Origin of the sequence: Falsibacillus pallidus (assembly GCF_050990905.1) — a bacterium.
In the GTDB taxonomy this organism is placed as follows: Bacteria; Bacillota; Bacilli; order Bacillales; family DSM-25281; genus Falsibacillus; species Falsibacillus pallidus_A.
Genome location: NZ_CP158866.1, coordinates 2,486,814 through 2,506,183 on the forward strand (window position 1 = coordinate 2,486,814; position 19,370 = coordinate 2,506,183).

Annotated in this window: 22 protein-coding genes; 1 reads left to right on the forward strand and 21 read right to left on the reverse strand. The window is 42.8% G+C overall.

Translation table 11 applies throughout. From position 1 onward, the window contains the following. Positions 1-19 precede the first annotated feature (19 nt). Both scpB and ABTV07_RS13150 read right to left on the reverse strand, forming a co-directional pair. On the reverse strand, positions 20-610 hold the full coding sequence (gene scpB, locus ABTV07_RS13145) for an SMC-Scp complex subunit ScpB (RefSeq protein WP_433742938.1): 591 nt from the start codon (positions 608-610) through the stop codon (positions 20-22). Then, on the reverse strand, positions 597-1,364 hold the full coding sequence (locus ABTV07_RS13150; RefSeq protein WP_433742940.1) for a segregation/condensation protein A: 768 nt from the start codon (positions 1,362-1,364) through the stop codon (positions 597-599). Before ABTV07_RS13150 ends, scpB begins: the two co-directional genes overlap by 14 nt. Positions 1,365-1,537: 173 nt before the next feature. On the opposite strand from ABTV07_RS13150, the gene ABTV07_RS13155 reads away from it, so the two are divergent. After that, the gene (locus ABTV07_RS13155) at positions 1,538-2,062 is read left to right on the forward strand and encodes a DUF309 domain-containing protein (RefSeq protein WP_433742942.1); all 525 of its coding nucleotides are present in this window, start codon (positions 1,538-1,540) and stop codon (positions 2,060-2,062) included. Positions 2,063-2,104: 42 nt separating this feature from the next. Here the strand turns inward: ABTV07_RS13155 and ABTV07_RS13160 are convergent, their stop codons facing one another. From ABTV07_RS13160 to ABTV07_RS13250, 19 genes are all read right to left on the reverse strand, one after another. Beyond that, complete coding sequence (locus tag ABTV07_RS13160) at positions 2,105-2,461, reverse strand: GNAT family N-acetyltransferase (protein WP_433742944.1); 357 nt, start codon at positions 2,459-2,461, stop codon at positions 2,105-2,107. A 932-nt stretch (positions 2,462-3,393) separates the two neighbouring features. Next, a complete protein-coding gene (gene lysA, locus ABTV07_RS13165; RefSeq protein ID WP_433742946.1) occupies positions 3,394-4,722 on the reverse strand; it encodes a diaminopimelate decarboxylase in 1,329 nt (442 codons plus the stop codon). 147 nt (positions 4,723-4,869) lie between these two features. Continuing rightward, a complete protein-coding gene (locus tag ABTV07_RS13170) occupies positions 4,870-6,354 on the reverse strand; it encodes a spore germination protein (protein WP_433742947.1) in 1,485 nt (494 codons plus the stop codon). Then, positions 6,341-6,913 carry a stage V sporulation protein AE gene (locus tag ABTV07_RS13175; protein WP_433742949.1) on the reverse strand — a complete coding sequence of 191 codons (573 nt, stop codon included), beginning with the start codon at positions 6,911-6,913 and terminating at the stop codon, positions 6,341-6,343. The genes ABTV07_RS13170 and ABTV07_RS13175 overlap by 14 nt, the downstream gene beginning before the upstream one ends. A gap of 36 nt (positions 6,914-6,949) precedes the next feature. After that, a complete protein-coding gene (locus ABTV07_RS13180) occupies positions 6,950-7,372 on the reverse strand; it encodes a stage V sporulation protein AB (protein ID WP_433742951.1) in 423 nt (140 codons plus the stop codon). Further along, positions 7,362-7,982, reverse strand: a complete 621-nt coding sequence (locus ABTV07_RS13185; protein ID WP_433742953.1) for a stage V sporulation protein AA — start codon at positions 7,980-7,982, stop codon at positions 7,362-7,364. The genes ABTV07_RS13180 and ABTV07_RS13185 overlap by 11 nt, the downstream gene beginning before the upstream one ends. Positions 7,983-8,107: 125 nt before the next feature. Beyond that, positions 8,108-8,866, reverse strand: a complete 759-nt coding sequence (gene sigF / locus ABTV07_RS13190; RefSeq protein ID WP_433742955.1) for an RNA polymerase sporulation sigma factor SigF — start codon at positions 8,864-8,866, stop codon at positions 8,108-8,110. Positions 8,867-8,878: 12 nt separating this feature from the next. Then, positions 8,879-9,319, reverse strand: coding sequence for an anti-sigma F factor (gene spoIIAB, locus ABTV07_RS13195; protein WP_433742957.1), 441 nt, complete (start codon positions 9,317-9,319; stop codon positions 8,879-8,881). 2 nt (positions 9,320-9,321) lie between these two features. Beyond that, complete coding sequence (gene spoIIAA, locus ABTV07_RS13200) at positions 9,322-9,672, reverse strand: anti-sigma F factor antagonist (RefSeq protein WP_433742958.1); 351 nt, start codon at positions 9,670-9,672, stop codon at positions 9,322-9,324. A 115-nt stretch (positions 9,673-9,787) separates the two neighbouring features. Next, a complete protein-coding gene (locus ABTV07_RS13205; protein WP_433742960.1) occupies positions 9,788-10,954 on the reverse strand; it encodes a D-alanyl-D-alanine carboxypeptidase family protein in 1,167 nt (388 codons plus the stop codon). Between the two features lie 152 nt (positions 10,955-11,106). Further along, positions 11,107-12,417 (reverse strand): pyrimidine-nucleoside phosphorylase, encoded by a 1,311-nt coding sequence (locus ABTV07_RS13210; RefSeq protein WP_433742962.1) that lies wholly within the window; start codon positions 12,415-12,417, stop codon positions 11,107-11,109. Between the two features lie 23 nt (positions 12,418-12,440). Continuing rightward, positions 12,441-13,256: a purine-nucleoside phosphorylase gene (locus ABTV07_RS13215; RefSeq protein ID WP_433742964.1), complete on the reverse strand. Its 816-nt coding sequence runs from the start codon at positions 13,254-13,256 to the stop codon at positions 12,441-12,443. 11 nt (positions 13,257-13,267) lie between these two features. Next, positions 13,268-14,449 (reverse strand): phosphopentomutase, encoded by a 1,182-nt coding sequence (gene deoB / locus ABTV07_RS13220; protein WP_433742966.1) that lies wholly within the window; start codon positions 14,447-14,449, stop codon positions 13,268-13,270. 374 nt (positions 14,450-14,823) lie between these two features. After that, complete coding sequence (gene xerD / locus ABTV07_RS13225) at positions 14,824-15,717, reverse strand: site-specific tyrosine recombinase XerD (protein WP_433742968.1); 894 nt, start codon at positions 15,715-15,717, stop codon at positions 14,824-14,826. 5 nt (positions 15,718-15,722) lie between these two features. Continuing rightward, positions 15,723-15,950 (reverse strand): YqzK family protein, encoded by a 228-nt coding sequence (locus tag ABTV07_RS13230; RefSeq protein ID WP_433742969.1) that lies wholly within the window; start codon positions 15,948-15,950, stop codon positions 15,723-15,725. Between the two features lie 376 nt (positions 15,951-16,326). Beyond that, positions 16,327-16,788, reverse strand: coding sequence for a Fur family transcriptional regulator (locus ABTV07_RS13235; protein ID WP_433742971.1), 462 nt, complete (start codon positions 16,786-16,788; stop codon positions 16,327-16,329). A gap of 125 nt (positions 16,789-16,913) precedes the next feature. Further along, positions 16,914-17,561: a stage II sporulation protein M gene (spoIIM, locus tag ABTV07_RS13240; protein ID WP_114746243.1), complete on the reverse strand. Its 648-nt coding sequence runs from the start codon at positions 17,559-17,561 to the stop codon at positions 16,914-16,916. 68 nt (positions 17,562-17,629) lie between these two features. Continuing rightward, positions 17,630-18,790, reverse strand: a complete 1,161-nt coding sequence (locus ABTV07_RS13245) for an endonuclease Q family protein (protein ID WP_433742973.1) — start codon at positions 18,788-18,790, stop codon at positions 17,630-17,632. Beyond that, positions 18,787-19,341, reverse strand: coding sequence for an NUDIX hydrolase (locus tag ABTV07_RS13250; RefSeq protein WP_433742975.1), 555 nt, complete (start codon positions 19,339-19,341; stop codon positions 18,787-18,789). The genes ABTV07_RS13245 and ABTV07_RS13250 overlap by 4 nt, the downstream gene beginning before the upstream one ends. Positions 19,342-19,370: the final 29 nt, after the last annotated feature.

Genomic DNA, 19,370 nt, shown 5'->3' on the forward strand with positions numbered 1-19,370 from the left:
TTGCCGCATAATTGAAGCATTATACTTCCTGGCTCAAAGTTTCTTGGAATTTACCAAAAAATAAATCAGCGTCTTCCTGCAGCAGATCGTCTTCCGTCTTATCAGGAAGCGGAGGCAACTCACTGATATTTTTGAGTCCAAAATAATCTAAGAATTCTTTTGTCGTTCCATATAAAATGGCTCTCCCTGTTCCTTCCGCTCTTCCAACCTCTTTAATCAATCCTTTGGAAACAAGGGTTTGAAGCGGTCGTTCTGTTTTGACTCCCCTGATATCTTCTATCTCAGCCCTTGTAATCGGCTGCTTGTAAGCGACTATTGCCAAGCTTTCCAGAGCTGCTTGAGATAACGTATTCATTCCAGGGGATTCTACCAATTTCTTTAAGTATGGAGCATATTCTTTTTTGGTGACAAGCTGGAACGACCCTGCTATTTCCTTCAATTCCATTCCACGATTGCTATTTTCATAGTCTTCCTTCAGGAGCTCTATGATTTCCCATGCCTGATGCTCCTCTATTTCCATCACTGTCATGATCTGCTTTAAATTCAAGCCCTCATCACCTGCTACGAAGAGCAGACTTTCTAAGATGCCTTTCCAATTAACGATTTCCAATGACTTCTGCTCCTTTCTTTGCTGTAATGAAAATGTCATCGAAATTCCCTTCCTGCTCCACCAGTAATTCATTTCTTTTCATCAGTTCCAGGATGGCCAAAAATGTAACGACGATATGGTCCTTTTCCTGATAAGGAAACAGCTCAAAAAAGCTTCTTCTTCCTGAAAAACTCCTAAGTTCCACCATGACTTCATCCATCCTTTTTTCAATCGAAAGCTCCTGTCTCGAAATCTTGGTGGTTACCGGCTTCTGCAGTTTCTTCCTTCGAAGAAGTTTATTAAAAGCTCCAAGCATATCATAAATGGTGACATTCAGATCGAGCTTTTCGCTTGAGGCTGCCCCGGAAATTTCAGAGAGGTCGCTTGGTGGTTTGGTGAATATCTGCCCTCGCTCCTGCTCCCTTTGCTTTAATTCGTCTGCAGCACTTTTATATTTCTTATATTCTATTAACCTTTCAACTAATTCATCCCGTGGATCCATTTCATCTTCGAACTCAAATTCTTCTTCGTCCAGATCATCCTGGTGCTTCGGCAGGAGTGTCTTGCTTTTAATGGCAAGAAGCGTTGCAGCCATCACCAGATATTCACTTGCTACATCAAGTTTCAATTCCTTCATGGCATGGACATACAAAAGATACTGTTCTGTTATTTGAGCCATCGGTATATCATATATATCTATTTCAAGAGAATTAATTAAATGCAGCAAAAGATCCAATGGACCTTCAAACGCATCCACTTTTACACTATATTCCAAATTCATCACCCATTCTTTTTACCCGCTATTTTGGGCTACCTTTAAGTATAGAGGATAGTCCGCCATTCTCCAATAGGAAACTTGAAAGAAAAGCTTGCACATCCCATCTTAAATTATTTTCACAAAAAATTTTATGCTACACTTGTAGGATAGAAAGAAAGTAGGGAACAAACATGTCATATCCTAAAGAATATATTGATTATCTGGTTCAATTTCATGCGTGCCGCGACTATTTTGAATGTCATGAAATCCTCGAAGAATTTTGGAAAGAACAAGGCGGCCGCAAAACAGATTCTATATGGCTGCCATTCATTCAGTTAGCTGTCGCTCAATATCACCACAGAAGAAATAATTGGCCGGGGGCCAGGAAGATGATGTCCAAAGCGATTGAGGGATTCGAAGGGCGAAAAAAAATGATCTCTGATTTAGGTCTGGATGCCGATAAATTCCTCCAGCTTCTCTTTAAGTCCCTATCAATGATCGATCAAAGAGAAGCATATGAAAGCTTGGAGCTGCCTATACAGGACCCGGTTTTGTTGAACATGTGCCGGGATGAATGTAAAAAGCATCAATACAGCTGGAAAAAAAGCGACCTAAGCAATCATGCACTAATCCACAGGCATCGGACGAGGGATCGGTCAGAAGTCATCAAGGCCAGAAAAGATGCCTTATTGAAAAAGAAAATAGATCCAAAATAAAAATGAGCACCTAATGGCAGGTGCCCATTTTATTTCTTACATTCAGAGAGCTTCTCCTTCAAAATCACATTTATCGAAAAAAGATGATGTATTTTGATTTGGCTTTAGTTCTTTATTCTCAAATAAGTGACTGAGTTCTTTTATCATTTTTTTGCCAATTCCTTCATGGCGGTGGGATGGATTTACTGAAATATGCTGAATTTCAACTTCCTCTTCTTCCACAATAACCCCAATCAGACCGATGATATCTTCCTCTTTCCAAAGAAATAGCTGCCAATCCTGGTTTTCTTCATAATTTTTCATGGTCTGCTGCAGTTTTTTTATATCTTTTTCACTTGGCATGAATGACATCAAGCCCATTGCAATTTTTTCAAATGTTTTTTTAAAGCGTATTAACATCACATAATCCCTCTTTTATTTTCCGCTTCTTTTAGTTATTACCATTATTTACATATAACTTAACTCTTAATCGTACTCTATCTTACTAGATAAGAAAGCAACATTCAATCTTGACAAGCACATTACTTTGAGCCTATGAAAATCCAATAAATGATTCCCCAGCCGATGGTCAACAGGCCTAAAATGATAAACAATGCAATATTATTTACTTTCAATTTTCATTTCCCCTTTTTAAAACAAGACGGCATTCCCATTCTTTTTTTCCTAATAAAGACTCTTGTCTGTTATTGTATTCATTTTATTATGATTCTGCAAATCTATATAAAAGCGGAAGCGCCTTGATCAGCCCCGACCAGCATAAGACGGAACTCGAAGGAAATCCTGATTTCCGTAGAGGAGCGGCTTATGACTCGAGGGGCTAGGCGCTGGAGCTGGACAGAAAAAAGCGGAAGCGCCTCAATCAGCCCCGACCAGCATAAGACGGAACTCGAAGGAAATCCTGATTTCCGTAGAGGAGCGGCTTATGACTCGAGGGGCTAGGCGCTGGAGCTGGACAGAAAAAAGCGGAAGCGCCTCAATCAGCCCCGACCAGCATAAGACGGAACTCGAAGGAAATCCTGATTTCCGTAGAGGTACGGCTTATGACTCGAGGGGCTAGGCGCTGGAGCTGGACAGAGAAAAGCGGAAGCGCCTGTTAAGAGGCGCCGAGGTTGGACTGAAGCACCACGAGATAAAGGAAACACGGAGAGCGATAGCGATCCGATGTTGACTTATCGTAAGTGTGCTGAAGGAAACCTCCCAGCCTCTAGGCGCTGGAGCTGGACAGCACTTCACTCAGAATCTTCAAACCTTCTTATCTAAGAAAAAAACAGGCTTCCGCCATTGTCAACTCAATGGCGGAAGCCGATAACTCTTTTATTCTATCAACTTTTTCAGCGCGATAAGTTTCCTGCCTTGGCATTGAGGGGCATATCCAAGTGAATGATATCCTCAAGGCTTTCCCTGCGTACAACGAGGACATCCCTGCCATTCTCCACAAATACTACAGGGGGACGGGGGATCCTATTATAATTATTCGCCATTGAATATCCATACGCCCCTGTACAGAAGACGGCAAGCAAGTCTCCTTTTTGAACCTGCGGCAAATGGATATCCCAAATAAGCATATCACCAGATTCGCAGCACTTTCCCGCAATGGAAACAAGCTCTTCCTTTGGATCATTCACTCTGTTGGCCAGCACTGCCTCATATTTCGCATCATATAAAGCAGGTCGGATATTATCGTTCATTCCGCCGTCGACAGCAATGTATTTCCTGACATTCGGAACATCTTTTTGGGAGCCAGCTTCATAAAGAGTGGTGCCGGAATCCCCTACAAGTGAACGTCCAGGCTCAATCCAAATCTCAGGCATTTCCAGCCCGTACCGGATACTTTCCTCTTTCACCTTTGTGATGATTTCTTCTACATATCTTTCCGGCGGGATCGGATCATCCTCTGAAGTATACCGGATGCCGAATCCTCCCCCTAAATTCAGTACTTTAGGTTCAAATTGATGCTTTTTGCTCCAGTCATTCAGCTTCTCCATGATTTTTTCCGCTGCCAGGACAAATCCGGTTGTATCAAAAATCTGCGAACCAATATGGCAATGGATTCCAAGGAGATCGATCCACGGAGAGTCTGCAGCAGCTAATAAAGCTTTTTCGGCTTGGCCGTTTTGAAGATCGAATCCAAACTTTGAATCTTCCTGTCCGGTCAGGATATAATCATGGGTGTGCGCCTCTATACCAGGAGTGACTCTCAAAAGAACACTCATTTGAGTTTTCATTTCCGAACAAACCTCTTCAAGAAGAGACAACTCTGTGAAATTATCTACAACGATGCAGCCAATCTTATGCTCCAGCGCCATTTTCAATTCTTCTTCACTTTTATTATTGCCGTGGAAATGGATTTTTTCAGTGGGGAATCCAGCTGCTAGAGCCGTATATAGTTCTCCTGCTGACACCACATCCAGTGAAAGGCCTTCTTCCGCAGCGAGCTGCACCATAGCTATTGAAGAAAATGCTTTGCTTGCATAGGCTACCTGTGCTTTTACGTTCAAGCGGTCAAAAGTTTCCTTGAAACCCTTCGCCCGTTCGCGGATCAAGGCTACATCATATATATAAAGCGGCGTTCCATATTTCTTGGCAAGTTCTACTGTATCGCATCCGCCTATCTCCAAATGACCGGCTTCGTTAATTGATGAAGTTCCATAAAAATGCATGATTCCCCACACTCCATTTTGCTGTCATAAACAAATAGACAGCAGCCAGGATTTCTTCCGACTCACTGTCTATCACGACCTGCATTCTATTTTTATTTTGCCTTAAACTTTATCATAGAAACCTTTGACATGCAATAAACCGATGGCTCATTCTTTGAGAGGCTGTTTAAATTTGTTTCTTGGCTGAACAATGCTTGGCCGTACGACAGAACCAGGGACAGACCGCCTGATAAGAATCTGCAGGAATGCCATGGGACTGAACGGTATCAATGGCCACAGATATGGAGTATTGAGTGATTTAAGCCTCGCAAGGAGAATTACATAGAGTGTGGAGCCGATTACCAATCCTGGGACGCCAAAGACTGCAACAATAATCAGCAGTGAGAGCCTCACTAATTTATTTGCTACGCTCAATTCATAGCTTGGTGTCGAAAATGTTCCAATGGCTGCAACGGAAATATATAATATGACTTCCGGTACAAACAGCCCCACATCAATGGCGATTTGCCCGATCATGACTGCGGCGATCAACCCCATGGCAGTCGATAAAGGAGTAGGCGTATGAATTGCCGCGATCCTTAGGAACTCAAGACCAAGATCAGCTATTAAGATCTGTATCAAAATCGGAATGTGAGTCTGTTCGTTTGGCCCAATGAAGGCTATCCTGTCGGGAAGCAGCGACGGCTGCTGAACACAGAGATACCAAAGTGGAATGAGGAATATCGATGCTAAAATCCCTAAGAATCTTACCCACCTGACAAATGTACCGACGGCAGCTGATTGACGGTACTCTTCCGCATGCTGAACATGATGAAAATAAGTTGTAGGAGTGATGATGACACTTGGAGAAGTATCAACAAAAATGAGGACATGCCCCTCTAGCAAATGGGTCGCACCCACGTCCGCGCGCTCGGTATATCGGACCATTGGATATGGATTATATCCCTGCTTGACGACGAATTCCTCTACAGCTTTATCAGCCATTGAAAGCCCGTCGATTTTAATATTGGATATTTCTTTCCTTATCGTATTGATCAAATCAGGGTTCGCTACATCCTCTATATAAGCAATGGAGATATCCATCTTTGAGCGTTCTCCTGCTTTGAACATTTCAAACCTTAGCCTCTCATCTCTGATTCTTCTTCTTGTAAGGGCTGTATTGACAATGATGTTTTCTACATAGCCGTCCCGCGAACCTCTTACAACTTTTTCTGTATCCGGCTCCTGAGGCTGTCTTCCCGGGTAGCTCCGTACGTCGACAATCAGAGCTTTTTCTTCGCCTTCCACCAAAACAGCGATCAGACCTGAGAGTACTTGGTCAACCAATTCATCGATCGTTTTAACAGGCTGCACAGATTGATGGATCAGCCTGTTTTCAACAATCTCATAGCACTTCGAAGAAAGCCTTTCATTATCATTGATTTCTATGAGTTCTTGAAATAATTTTATGATATACTGCGTATCGCACAGTCCATTTACATAATAGATGTGAACATCCTTTTTGAGGATTTTCAGTTTACGCAGGCCAAGGTCAAAACTAGTCCCTAAGCCCACTCTTTCCTTCATGTATTGTTCCATTTCTCTGAGACTGTGAGGAATCGGTTTTTTCGTGTTCAAATCACCCTTTGGCATTGAACCCGCTCCTTTCCATGATGATTTCAACTGCTTTTTTGGTAATTGGAGCTCCTTTATCCGAAGAATCTTTTTTCGCCATTTTCCCAATATCCCCGATGCCTACGATAATCGGGACGTCCAGCTGATCAAGGCAATAGACCGTATCTCCATTGATCCGACCGATATCCATTTCCGGCACACCGTACTTATCAACACCACGGCTGGTCAGATTCCCTTCGTTATCAATGCATACATCCACTTTGGTCCATTCGGCATCCTTAGTCCTTGAAGCCACTGCGATTACTCCGAGAACTTCTATCTCTTTATGATTTGCTACATATTTCATCGCCTGCTCACCTGACCCTTCCCCGAGAAATCCACTGTCATCAAACATGACAAATACAGGATCATACGGGGTTTTCTTAATCAGCTTAACAATATCAATTCCACTGAGAACTGAAGGATTGCCGCAGGATTGGGAGATGCATCTTCCGCCGTATATTTTAGCGACGGCCTCAACAGCCTTCCGTGCATATGCGTCTCCATCTGTAATCAAAATGACTCGATGTTTGTTCATTGATAACACCTTCTTTTCCAAATAAGGCTGCATACATCATTGATCTACAAAATACATCCAATGAAACAAGGAACCCAATACTTTTCCAAAAACAATCGCCATCAATAAATACACGATTCTATCATCAATCCCAATCCTCTTTGCAAGGATGGGGAATACATTTAATACTTCTGTCAATGCAGCTGCAAGCATCCCCGTAAATATCCCGCTGCCCAGTCCAATGAATATCAATAAATAGGGGGTCCACGAAAACGATTCGCCCCTCAGTCCGAGCCACCCGCCTGTAACAGCTCCAAATATTACCGCCCATTCATAATAATGGATCATCTTCATGGTCTTCGTCAGCTGTGTCAAGCGAGGGATGATCCCCAATACGGTCAAAAATGCGACGAATCCCGATCCTACCGCGAGTCCTCCTGCCAGTCCGACAAAGCACATGAACAATATTTCAATCGTCATCAATGTGTTTCATACTTTCCTTGTTTTCATTCATAATGACGTACTGGTCTAGATCGGACTGATAATTGAACATTTCGACCTCCAATGGACTCGGTTCTTCATTGATCCTTTTCCGAAAGACATGATTGAAAAATAAAATCATCCCTACCCCAAGGCCTAACGAATAAGGTATCTGGAAAATAAGAGGTTTTTCATTTTCACGGCCTGTAATAATCTTATATAGATTCTGATGGACTTCCCTCATACTGACGTCCTCATGAAAATTCATGATGGCAAGCCCTGCACCAATAAAAAGGAGAAGCCAGACGAGTATGAACATCGGGATGGACATCCTTTTCTTTTTATAAATCACTTCTACAATGGTCTGTGAAGGGCCAATGGTTTGGATATCACATTCCGGGAAGCGGATTCTCAAGAGGTGCAGAACCTTCATGACATCGATAATGATGATGTTCTGATCTTCTTCTGTCACTTGATAGACAACCATGGAGTTAATTTCCTCCATTAATGCCTCCGGTGCTATAACCTGTGCCATTCTCTGCAAAATAACAGGGCTTTCAGGGTGAACTTGTATGCGATGGCGTAGTTTTAAGTAAATGGATGATTCCATTTTCTTCACTTCCTGAACATGAATTTCCTTGTATACGTAGTATGAGTCAAATCAAATACTTCATGAAAGCCAATAAATAGAAAAAGCATGACTGAGAACCAGCCATGCTTTCCTTTATATCCAGTTTATACATCCATCCGGTCTTTCATTTGCTGGAGTATTTTTTTCTCCAACCTGGAAACCTGGACTTGCGAGATTCCAAGCCTTTCCGCGACTTCAGATTGGGTTTGATCTTTGTAATATCTAAGATACACGATAAGTCTTTCCCGTTCATCAAGTTCGAGGATGGCCTCTTTGAGGGCAATTTTATCAAACCATTTATGTTCATTTTGATCAGCGATTTGATCAAGGAGCGTTATCGGGTCTCCATCATTTTCATAGACCGTCTCATGAATGGATGAAGGAGATCGGCTGGCTTCTTGTGCCATCACCACTTCCTCAGGAGAAAGCTCAAGGTATTCAGCGATTTCATTGACTGAAGGCACCCTTCCGAACTTTTTGGAGAGTTCATCCTTCGCCTTCCGGATGCGATTCCCCATTTCCTTCAAGGATCTGCTTACTTTGACGGTACCGTCATCACGGATAAATCGTTGAATTTCTCCGATAATCATCGGGACTGCATAGGTTGAAAATTTCACATCATAGGAGAGATCGAATTTATCAACAGATTTCAGCAATCCGATGCTTCCAATTTGAAAGAGGTCATCAGGTTCATAGCCTCTATTCAAGAACCGCTGTACCACAGACCATACAAGCCTCATGTTTTTTTGAATGATGATGTCCCTTGCTTCCTGGCTGCCTTCCTGGCTAAGCTTGATAAGCTCTTTCACTTCTTGATCCTTTAGATATCCCTTTTCATTTTCTTTTTTCAATTCCACATCCATAGGCATAACCCCTTAATTGCAAAGCGCTTTACTGTTAGTGAGGTGCTTTTTCATGCGAATGATGGTGCCTGTACCAGGATGTGAATCTACCTCTACTTCGTCCATGAAATTTTCCATGATGGTAAAGCCCATACCTGATCTTTCAAGTTCAGGCTTTGTTGTATATAATGGCTGTCGAGCTTCCTCAACATCATTGATCCCCATGCCGTCATCCCGAATCGTCAGTTCAACCACTCCGTCTTCAATGGCTGCTGAGATATAGACCATTCCAGCTGGGTTGTTGTCGTAGCCATGGATGATCGCATTTGTTACAGCTTCAGAGACAACCGTCTTCAGTTCTGTCAATTCATCCATTGTAGGGTCAAGCTGGGCGACAAATGCCGCAACCGTCACCCTCGCAAAAGATTCATTCTGGCTTAGAGCACTGAATTCAAGATTCATTTCGTTTCTCATGTTTACGCAACCCCCAATCTTTGTAAAGCGAACTCTTCTGACGGTTCTAATCGGATGATTTTGAATAGGCCCGACATATCAAATAGTCTTTTTACAGAAGGAGAGATTGCGCAGACGACCATTTCTCCATGCTTTTGTTTAATTTGTTTATACCTTCCCAATATGACCCCAAGACCTGAGCTGTCCATGAACGACAGGTGCTCTAAATTCAGGATAATGTGGCGGATATCATATTTCTCAATCGCATCAGAGGCACTTTCACGCAGTAATTCGGCAGTATGATGGTCCAGTTCACCTTGAAGACGGATACATAACACTTCATGCTTTACTTCTAAATCAATAGCAAGACCCACTATTACAGTCCTCCTTAAAAGTTGTATAGTGAGTCAATTCGATTTTATTGAGGCGGATTCCTTCTAGATGACAAAACTAGAAGGAATTCGCCATTTTAAGTGAATATCCGTCAGATTAATTGCCGTATTTCGCAAAAATCCCGAATGATTTTTTATAAAGCTTCCACCAGCTTGCCTTTGCGACATTTTTCTTCGCAACAAGTGTTGATTGGACCACGACTTTTCCATCCTTTTTTATCGTCAGGGTGCCTATCGCATCCCCTTTGGAGACAGGCGCTTTTATATTCTGATCAAGCTTGACGATTTTCTCGACATTATCCGTCTTCTCACCTTTTTTAAGGAGGATGGAAATCGGTTCATCAGTATAGGCTTCTACTTTATTATCACTGCCTTTACTGACAGATGTTTTGCCCATCGCCTGCCATTTTTCATAAAGAGGCTTTGTTGTATATTGAGCAAATGCATAATCAAGCATCTGGCTTACCTGAGCGTTTCTGGATTTAGTAGTCGGTGCCCCGAATACTACAGCCACTACACGCATATTGTCTTTTTTGGCAGTAGCAGTAAGACAATACTTGGCTTCGTTTGTAAACCCAGTCTTCAATCCATCTACTCCTGGATAGAATCGGACCAATTTATTGGTATTGACGAGCCAGAATTTATTATCTGTATTCTCCCTTAAATAGGACTCATATGTTCCTGTAAATTTCGTGATATCCTCGTATTTAAGGAGTTCTTTAGCCATCATGGACATATCATAGGCAGAGCTGTAATGATCTTTTGCAGGCAGCCCTGTGGCATTCTGGAATTTTGTATCCTTCAATCCTAATTCTTTCACCTTTTTATTCATCATTGCGACGAAAGCATCTTCACTTCCCGCAATCTTTTCTGCCATTGCGACCGAAGCATCATTTGCAGACCCGATTGATATCCCCATGAGCATTTGCTTAACGGTCATTTCTTCACCCGGCTCAAGGAATATCTGAGAACCGCCCATTGAGGCCGCATATTCACTAGTCCGGACTTTGTCATCCCATTTAAGCTGCCCTTTCTCTATCGCCTGCATAATTAAAATCATTGTCATGATCTTCGTCATTGAGGCAGGCGGAAGTTTTTCATGACTGTTTTTATCATATAAAATGCTTCCGGTATCTCTTTCAATCAAAACCGCTGATCTTGCATCATCTGCCAATGCAGGGCCTTCTTCTTTTGCTAAGAGTGTTGTGGAACTCATGGAAAACATCATTAATGCCGCTGTAACTGCTAACGCTAAACGTTTCATGCTTGATCCCTCCGAAAAAACAGTCTATATTGGTATTTTTACCTTACTAGCCCATTCTTTCCATTTAATTCAATAATATACTTCAGGACATAAGAAAAAGCCGATGGCAGAGCCACCGGCTTTTCATAGTTTATGGATTCATTTATTACATTTTATTGTTGAAAGTGGACTTCCTCATGCACAAGCTTTGGTGCATCGACTTTTTCTTTAGAAACCGTGATATTGGAGTAAAGCTTCTCTTTCACATCTTCCACATCATCGGAATTGGCATAAATAGTGACAAGAGATTCTCCTTTTTTCACTTCATCGCCAATCTTTCTGCGCAGCATCAAACCAACTGCCAAATCGATTTCTGATTCCTTCGTCGCTCTTCCTGCGCCAAGGAGCATAGCTGCTGTGCCAATCTCATCTGCCACGATTTCAGCTACATACCCATCTTCCTTCGCTTCCAATTCAAACGTATATTTTGCTTGAGGAAGCTTTTCAGGCTCGTCGATGACAGAAGCATCTCCACCTTGAGCTGAAAGGAATGTTTTGAATGATTCGAGTGCTTTGCCGTTTTCCATTACTTCAATCAGCTTCTTCCTGGCTTCTTCTGCTGAAGAAGCTTTGCCGGCTAAAAGAACCATATTGCTTCCGAGTGCCAAGCATAATTCAGTGAGATCTTCTGGACCTTCACCCTTTAAGGTATCGATAGCTTCTTTTACTTCCAGGGCGTTGCCGATAGCAAAACCTAAAGGCTGGCTCATATCTGAAATGATTGCCATTGTTTTTCGGCCCACATTATTTCCGATGTTTACCATTGCTTGTGCAAGATTACGGGAATCATCCAGCGTTTTCATGAATGCACCTGCACCTGTCTTTACATCCAAGACAATCGCGTCCGCACCTGCTGCGATTTTCTTGCTCATGATGGAGCTTGCAATCAATGGGATGGAGTTGACAGTGGCTGTTACATCTCGCAATGAATACAGCTTTTTATCTGCAGGAGTCAAATTACCGCTTTGTCCGATAACGGCAATTTTGTTTTCATTGACTAAACGGATGAATTCCTCATTTTCAATTTCAACATGGAATCCTTCTACTGCCTCGAGCTTATCGATTGTTCCGCCTGTATGTCCAAGACCCCTTCCGGACATTTTGGCTACAGGTACACCTACTGCCGCTACAAGCGGTCCTAGAACAAGCGTTGTTGTGTCGCCTACTCCACCTGTGGAGTGTTTATCGACCTTCACTCCATTGATGGCGCTTAAATCGATCGTATCACCGGAGTGAACCATTGCCATTGTCAGTTCCGCACGTTCACTTTCCGTCATCCCTTGAAAATATACGGCCATTGTCCAAGCACTCATTTGATAGTCAGGGATCGTCCCGTCCGTATATCCTTTGATAATGAACTGAATCTCTTCTTTGCTTAATTCTTTTCCATCACGCTTTTTCTCGATTAAATCAACCATTCTCATGTTTGCCACCACTTTCTGCTGTTCTATATCGCAGCTGTTATTTCCTTTACATATGTTAAGAAATTCATTTTGACTTTTTCGGTCGTTTCAATTACTTCATCGTGTGTCAGCGGCTGATCCAGTATGCCTGCAGCCATATTTGAAATGCAGGAAATACCGAGTACATTCATTCCTGAATGGCGTGCTACAATTACCTCAGGAACAGTGGACATACCTACTGCATCGCCACCAAGAGTACGGAACATTCTAATTTCTGCTGGTGTTTCATACATAGGACCTGTGTTTCCGACATATACACCTTCTTGAACCTGGATGCCCAGTTTTACAGCGATTTCTTTCGCCATTGCTCGAAGCTTTTTATTATAAGCTTCTGATAAGTCCGGGAAACGGGCCCCTAATCTTGCATCATTCGGCCCGATCAGCGGGTTTCCGCCCATATTATTGATATGGTCGGTGATGATCATCAAATCCCCAGGCTCAAAGCTTTCATTAACTCCGCCTGCAGCATTCGTCACGATCAATGTTTCAACGCCTAGTTCTTTCATGACGCGGACAGGGAATGTCACTTGGTTGAATTCATAGCCTTCGTAATAATGAAATCTCCCTTGCATGGCCACAACTTCTTTTCCGTTCAATTGGCCAAAAACGAGCTGTCCTGCATGCCCTGCTACAGTTGAAACAGGAAAATCAGGAATTTCGCTGTATGGAATCCTCACTGGATTTTCAATTTCATCGGCAAGAACCCCGAGTCCAGATCCCAAGATTAATCCAATGGCTGGGGTGCCAGTATATTTGTTCTTTAAAAATTCAGATGCTTCTTTTATTTGTTCTAAGTTCATCTATATTCTCCTTAATTAAGCTCACTTAAGAAGCTTTTTCCGTATTGAGGCATTTTCACGCCGAAGTTTTCTGCAACAGTCGCACCGATATCTGCAAATGTTTCTCTGATCGGCAATTCTTTACCTTCCTTCATGCGCTTTGAATAGACCAATAATGGGACATATTCGCGCGTATGGTCTGTACCAGGGGCAACAGGGTCATTTCCATGGTCAGCTGTGATGATGAGCAAATCTTCATCATCCATTTTTTCAAATACTTCAGGCAGCCTAGCATCGAATTCCTCCAACGCCTTCCCGTAGCCTTCAGGGTCACGTCGATGGCCGTATAATGCATCAAAGTCAACCAGGTTAAGGAAGCTCAAACCATTGAAATCCTTATCCATGACTTTGATGAATTGATCCATTCCATCCATATTGGATTTAGTACGGATCGCTTCCGTCACGCCCTCTCCATCATAGATGTCAGAAATTTTCCCGAGCGCAATGACATCTTTTCCGGCATCCTTCAATTCGTTCATGACGGTCCTGTCAAACGGTTTCAAAGCATAATCATGCCTGTTGCTGGTGCGTTTAAAATCGCCTGGCTCTCCAACAAATGGTCGTGCAATGATTCTTCCGACCATGTATTTTTCATCAAGTGTCATTTCCCTTGCGATCTCACAGATTTTATACAGCTCATCCAATGGGACAACCTCTTCATGCGCTGCGATTTGAAGAACTGAATCAGCTGATGTATACACAATCAGCGCACCTGTATCCATATGCTCTTTTCCCAGCTCATCGAGTATTTCCGTTCCGCTTGCCGGTTTGTTTCCAATGATTTTCCGTCCTGATTTCTCTTCCAATGCATTGATCAATTCATCCGGGAATCCATCAGGAAAAACTCTGAAAGGCGTTTCGATATTCAGACCCATGATTTCCCAATGCCCAGTCATCGTATCTTTTCCATTTGAAGCTTCCTGCATTTTTGTATAGTAGGCAAGCGGCTTGGAAGCTTTCTCAATCCCTTGTAAACTACGGATATTAGAAAGGCCGAGCTTTCCTATATTAGGCATATTCAAGCCATTCATTTTTTCTGCAATATGACCAAGGGTATCTGCCCCTTTATCATTGAATTTCTCAGCGTCTGGAGCCTCTCCTATGCCAACGGAATCCATCACGATCAAATGAATTTTCTTATATGTATCTTTCATATGAACACCCTCCCGAAATTTATAAAATAAAGCGTTTTCATCTCTGCTAAACCTATCATACCCCTTTTTATGGGGGTTAACCACTATCGCTATACGTCAGAAGTCTGACATCTCAGACTGTTGGCAAACGCTCGCATTCTTCGTTGCCTGTCCTCTTCAGATGCTCATTGCCCTTAAGGCAACTCCGCTCTTCATCGGCCAAGCGCCTCGACTGACAAGCGTTTTCAATCAGTCTGAAAAAAGGTTGTATTCAAACTGATACATCAGAAGTCTGACATCTATATTGTAATCTATGGGGCGCTGTTTTTACAAGAAAAAAAGCCTTCTTCCATTGAAGTTTTCTTTGCTTTCTTCAATAGGAAAAGGCTTTTTCTTTATGCCCTTGGGTGGAACTTGGAGTAGACATCTTTCAATCTCGTCTTTGTGACGTGTGTATAGATCTGGGTTGTGGATATATCTGCGTGTCCAAGCATCTCCTGTACAGCACGCAGGTCCGCACCATTCTCCAGCAGATGCGTGGCAAACGAGTGCCTCAGCGTATGCGGAGTCAGTTCTTTTTCAATATTTGCCTTTTTCGCAAGCCCTTTAAGTATTTTCCAGAAACCCTGCCGCGTCAGCCGATTGCCATGGTGATTCAAAAACAATGCATCTGTCTTATACTTTGAAGACCTCAACCGAAGCCGGCTTCCGCCCATGTAATTCTCCAATACTGTAACAGCTGTCCGCCCAATGGGAATAATCCGTTCCTTGTTCCCTTTTCCTATACACTTTACAAATCCCATTGTCAGGTGGACATCGTCAAGGTTCAAACCTATCAATTCACTGACACGGATGCCGGTAGCATAAAGAATCTCCAGCATAGCCTTGTCCCTGGCCCCGATCGGAGTAGAATCATCCGGTGCTTCAAGGAGGGATTCGACTTCCTCCAGGCTTAAAACTTTAGGAAGGCTCCGCCCGTGCTGCGGAGTATCGATATGGACTGATGGGTCCATGTCGACCGCTTTCTCCCTTAATAGGAATTGATGGAATGACCTTATTGAAGCAATGTGCCGTGCGATAGTCCTGACTGATTTCCCCTGCTGTTTAAGGTGGCCCAAAAAATGGACGATATGTGTTCGCGACACTTCATTTAAAGAACCCATTTCTTCTACCTTCGTTAAGTAGTTGATATAAGCTTTCAAATCTCTCTCATAAGATACGATTGTATTTTTGGCCAATCCCTTTTCCACTACCATGTAATGGATAAAATCTCTTAAATGGTCCTCCACATTCATTACTCCCCGTCTAAATAAAAGAGCACCAGCCGGTTGAACCAATCTACATCTTCCCCTGTAGCTGAGTTGTAAACTTTCACTGCAGCCCCTTCCGGCTTATCATACCTATGATAATCCTGATACTCTTGGTTTACCCACATAATACCACAGTAGAAGAGGATCGTGCATCCGGTAAATAGGATGAAAACCTTCATTGACTGCCAGAATAATGCTAGCCACGTTCTCAAATGGCCCCTCCCCCTTTTCCAAAATCCATTAATACAAGCTATGCCAGTCTTGACATTTTTTATACCTGGATCCTTAAGAAAAGGTCATGGACCAATGGGATATCGCTACTCTAAGCACGGATTGCGGTTGCCGAGGACGGGCATTTGTCCGAAGTTTGCTCCGAACTTTCGGGGGTGACCGCCGCATTTTTGGGTTTTACCCCGCGACTTTCGGGGGTGACCGCTCAACTTTTGGCTTTTACCCCGCAACTTTCAAAGTGAACCGCTCAACTTTCGGAATTATGTAAAGTGAACAACCGCCCATCCCTGCCGGAACTTCTCCTTTTTTCCACTTAATAACGAAAAAAGACCATTTCCCACTGGAAAGGTCTTTTGTTTATTCTGATTCATCATTTTCTTTTTTATCTTGGCAGCGCCAGCATATTCCGTGGAATGTCAGACGATGGTCTTTAATCTTGAAGTTCCATCCCTTTTCCACCACAGCTTCTACTTCTTCCAATAGATCTTCCTGGATTTCATCCACTGCACCGCATTCAATACATACTAAATGATGATGGAAATGCGCTGCGCCTTCTTGGCGGAGATCATATCGTGAAACGCCGTCGCCAAAGTTGATTTTATCGACTACCTTAAGCTCGGTTAGCAGTTCAAGCGTCCTGTAGACTGTAGCAAGCCCGATTTCAGGTGATTTATCCTTAACGAGGAGGTATACATCTTCTGCACTTAAATGATCCTCTTCATGTTCAAGCAATACACGCACAGTTGCTTCGCGCTGCGGAGTAAGCTTATAGCTAGCCGAATGCAGTTGTTTTTTAATACGGTCAATTCTGCCTTCCATGTCAAGAGTTCCTCCCTCGCCACTGTCTATCCTATTATACCAGACGAAGGGGAATAAGCAAAAAAAAATTATTATTAACTAGAGTTTCCAATTATTATTTTATAATAATTAATATTATATAATATTTATTTTTTGATTGAAGTGACGATTGATTTCATCAGGCCAGGTGATAAGTAAGCTTCTATTCCTGCCGAGATGGACACCACCCCGATTGCCAGCACAAAAGCAGCAATATATCTGCCAAAGATCGGTCCAAAGATGAAATTCATATTTTGCTTCATGAATATCTTTCGGATCAGTTTAATGGAAAAACTAACCGCCAGAACAGTGATAAAAATGAATATCGGGATAATAAACAGATTTTGAGGCAGCACGGTTACAAATGAAAGGAGAAATCCTCCCCATCCCATTTGGTTCACTAAAAATCCTACGGTAAATCCCACGACAACACCCTTCATGAACAAGAGAATCAGGATTAATGGCAGCCCGATGATCGAAATGCCGAGGATCCATATCAGACCCAGGAATTTTATATTATGAAGGAAGCTTTGTCTGAAAAGATCTTCAGATGCTGCCACCTTCCCATCTGACACCTGTCCAAAAAACTGGCTCAAATAATAGTATAAATCTTCTTTTTGCGCAATCGATAAACTATTGACCACAATCGCCCCAAAGATGACACCCATTAGGAATAGGACGATGATGAATGAATAGATTGAGGAGTTTTCCTGAATATGATGTGTGATAGGATTCGCCGATATTCTTTTCCGCATCTACATTTCCTCCTAGAACAGGTTAATTCAAATGTATGCGGACAAGTCTGCCGTTATTCCATTTTCCCTTATTCGATTTTGCCATAAACCCCTCCACCGCCGGGCCTTACTTTCAATGCTCCGTTTCGGGCTTCCATGATGAGTTCCGCAATCTTGGCAGGGACGATCTCGTTTAATTCTTCCCATTTCGAATCATGGATGATGGCCATTTCGGTCCCAAAACGAGCAAGAAGTTTATTTAGTGTCTTCGGTCCAAGCCCCGGAAGGAATTCAAGCGGCACCTGATGGATATAGGGTGGACGAATCGGAGGCTCTGTGGAATAGGAAGATAGTTCTTCAATCCTTTTTGAAACTCCTTTGATCAATTTGCGGCTTCCGCAAATCGGACATATTCTCTCATGCCCCGGCCTGCTACCGCAGTCAGCGCATGAAGTTTCATGATATTTCCCGAGCAGCGGATCCAATCCGTAATTACTTTTTATACCTCTGCCTTCCCATCCTTTCAGTGCATAAACAAATTCCTGGAATGTCGGTTCATTCAGCTCCAACTCTTGATATTCCCTGGCAATTTTCTGAAGGGAGTGTGCATCTGAGTTTGTAAGAAACGGATAGCTGTGCAGTTCGAGGATTTGATCAGCCATTGTGGTATCGGCACTCAACCCCAGCTCGATCGCATCAATCAGTTCAGGGTCAAAAACTTCCTTTAAAGACGAAACCACTCCTTTTCCAAACAGACTCTTGAAAGGAGTGAACACATGGGCAGGAATGAATAGACCGTCCAATTCTTTGACTTTTCCCTGAAGGGTCTTTCCATCAATGTAGACTCTTTGCGAACTCAGGTGGATATTCGTTACGTACGGACCGAGCCAATCTGAGAAATTTTTCATTTTTTCCATGGTCGGAAAATAAGCAAGGACATGCACCGGTCCTTTGCAGTTTTCATCATAAACTTCAAGCTCTGACCCCGGAATGAGAGTGACAGCATCCTTATAAATGAGTCCACCGCCACTATGGGGCATCAAATCATCTGTAGATGTGAGCAGGTCAATTTCTTCGATGACCCCGGGGGAATGGCAATCAATGATGCCAACGATGTCCACCCCTTTTTGCCCCATCGAAAATTCAAGGATATTCTGCAATGTCAATGATTTGGCTCCCGTGATTTTCACCGGTCTTCCATGGAGGTCTCGGCCAATATGGATATGCAGGTCTGCATAGTATGAATTCATCTTTTCCCCTGCAGCTTTTGGATCAGTAAATATTGAACCGCATAAGCTGTCTTGGCATCATAGATTTTTTGCTGACGGACATATTCTTCTGATTCGTCAAGGCTCAAATGAAGCAATTCCACGAATTCATCTTCATCTGCGGGACGGGCATTTTCCTTTTGAACAACATCTTTTGCGAGGTACAGATGGACGAGTTCATCTGCAAAACCGGGAGAAGTATAAAAGGAAATGAGGTGCTCAAGCCCTTCGCATGTATAGCCGGTTTCTTCCTCCAGCTCCCTCATGGCTGTATCGTATGGATCTTCTCCCGGTTCAAGCTTCCCTGCTGGTATTTCTACAATCGAACGTTCGAGGGCCTTTCGATACTGCTCCACCATGACGATCTTTCCTTCTTTTGTAAGTGCGATGACAGCTACAGCTCCCGGGTGTTTAATTATTTCCCTTTTGGAAATTTTTCCATTTGGAAGCTCCACGACATCTTCTAGCAGTGTAATGATCTTCCCTTTGAAAATTTCTTTTGATTCTATTGTTTTTTCTTCAAATTTCTTCATTTCATCCAGCTCCTCCTGGGTTCTATCTT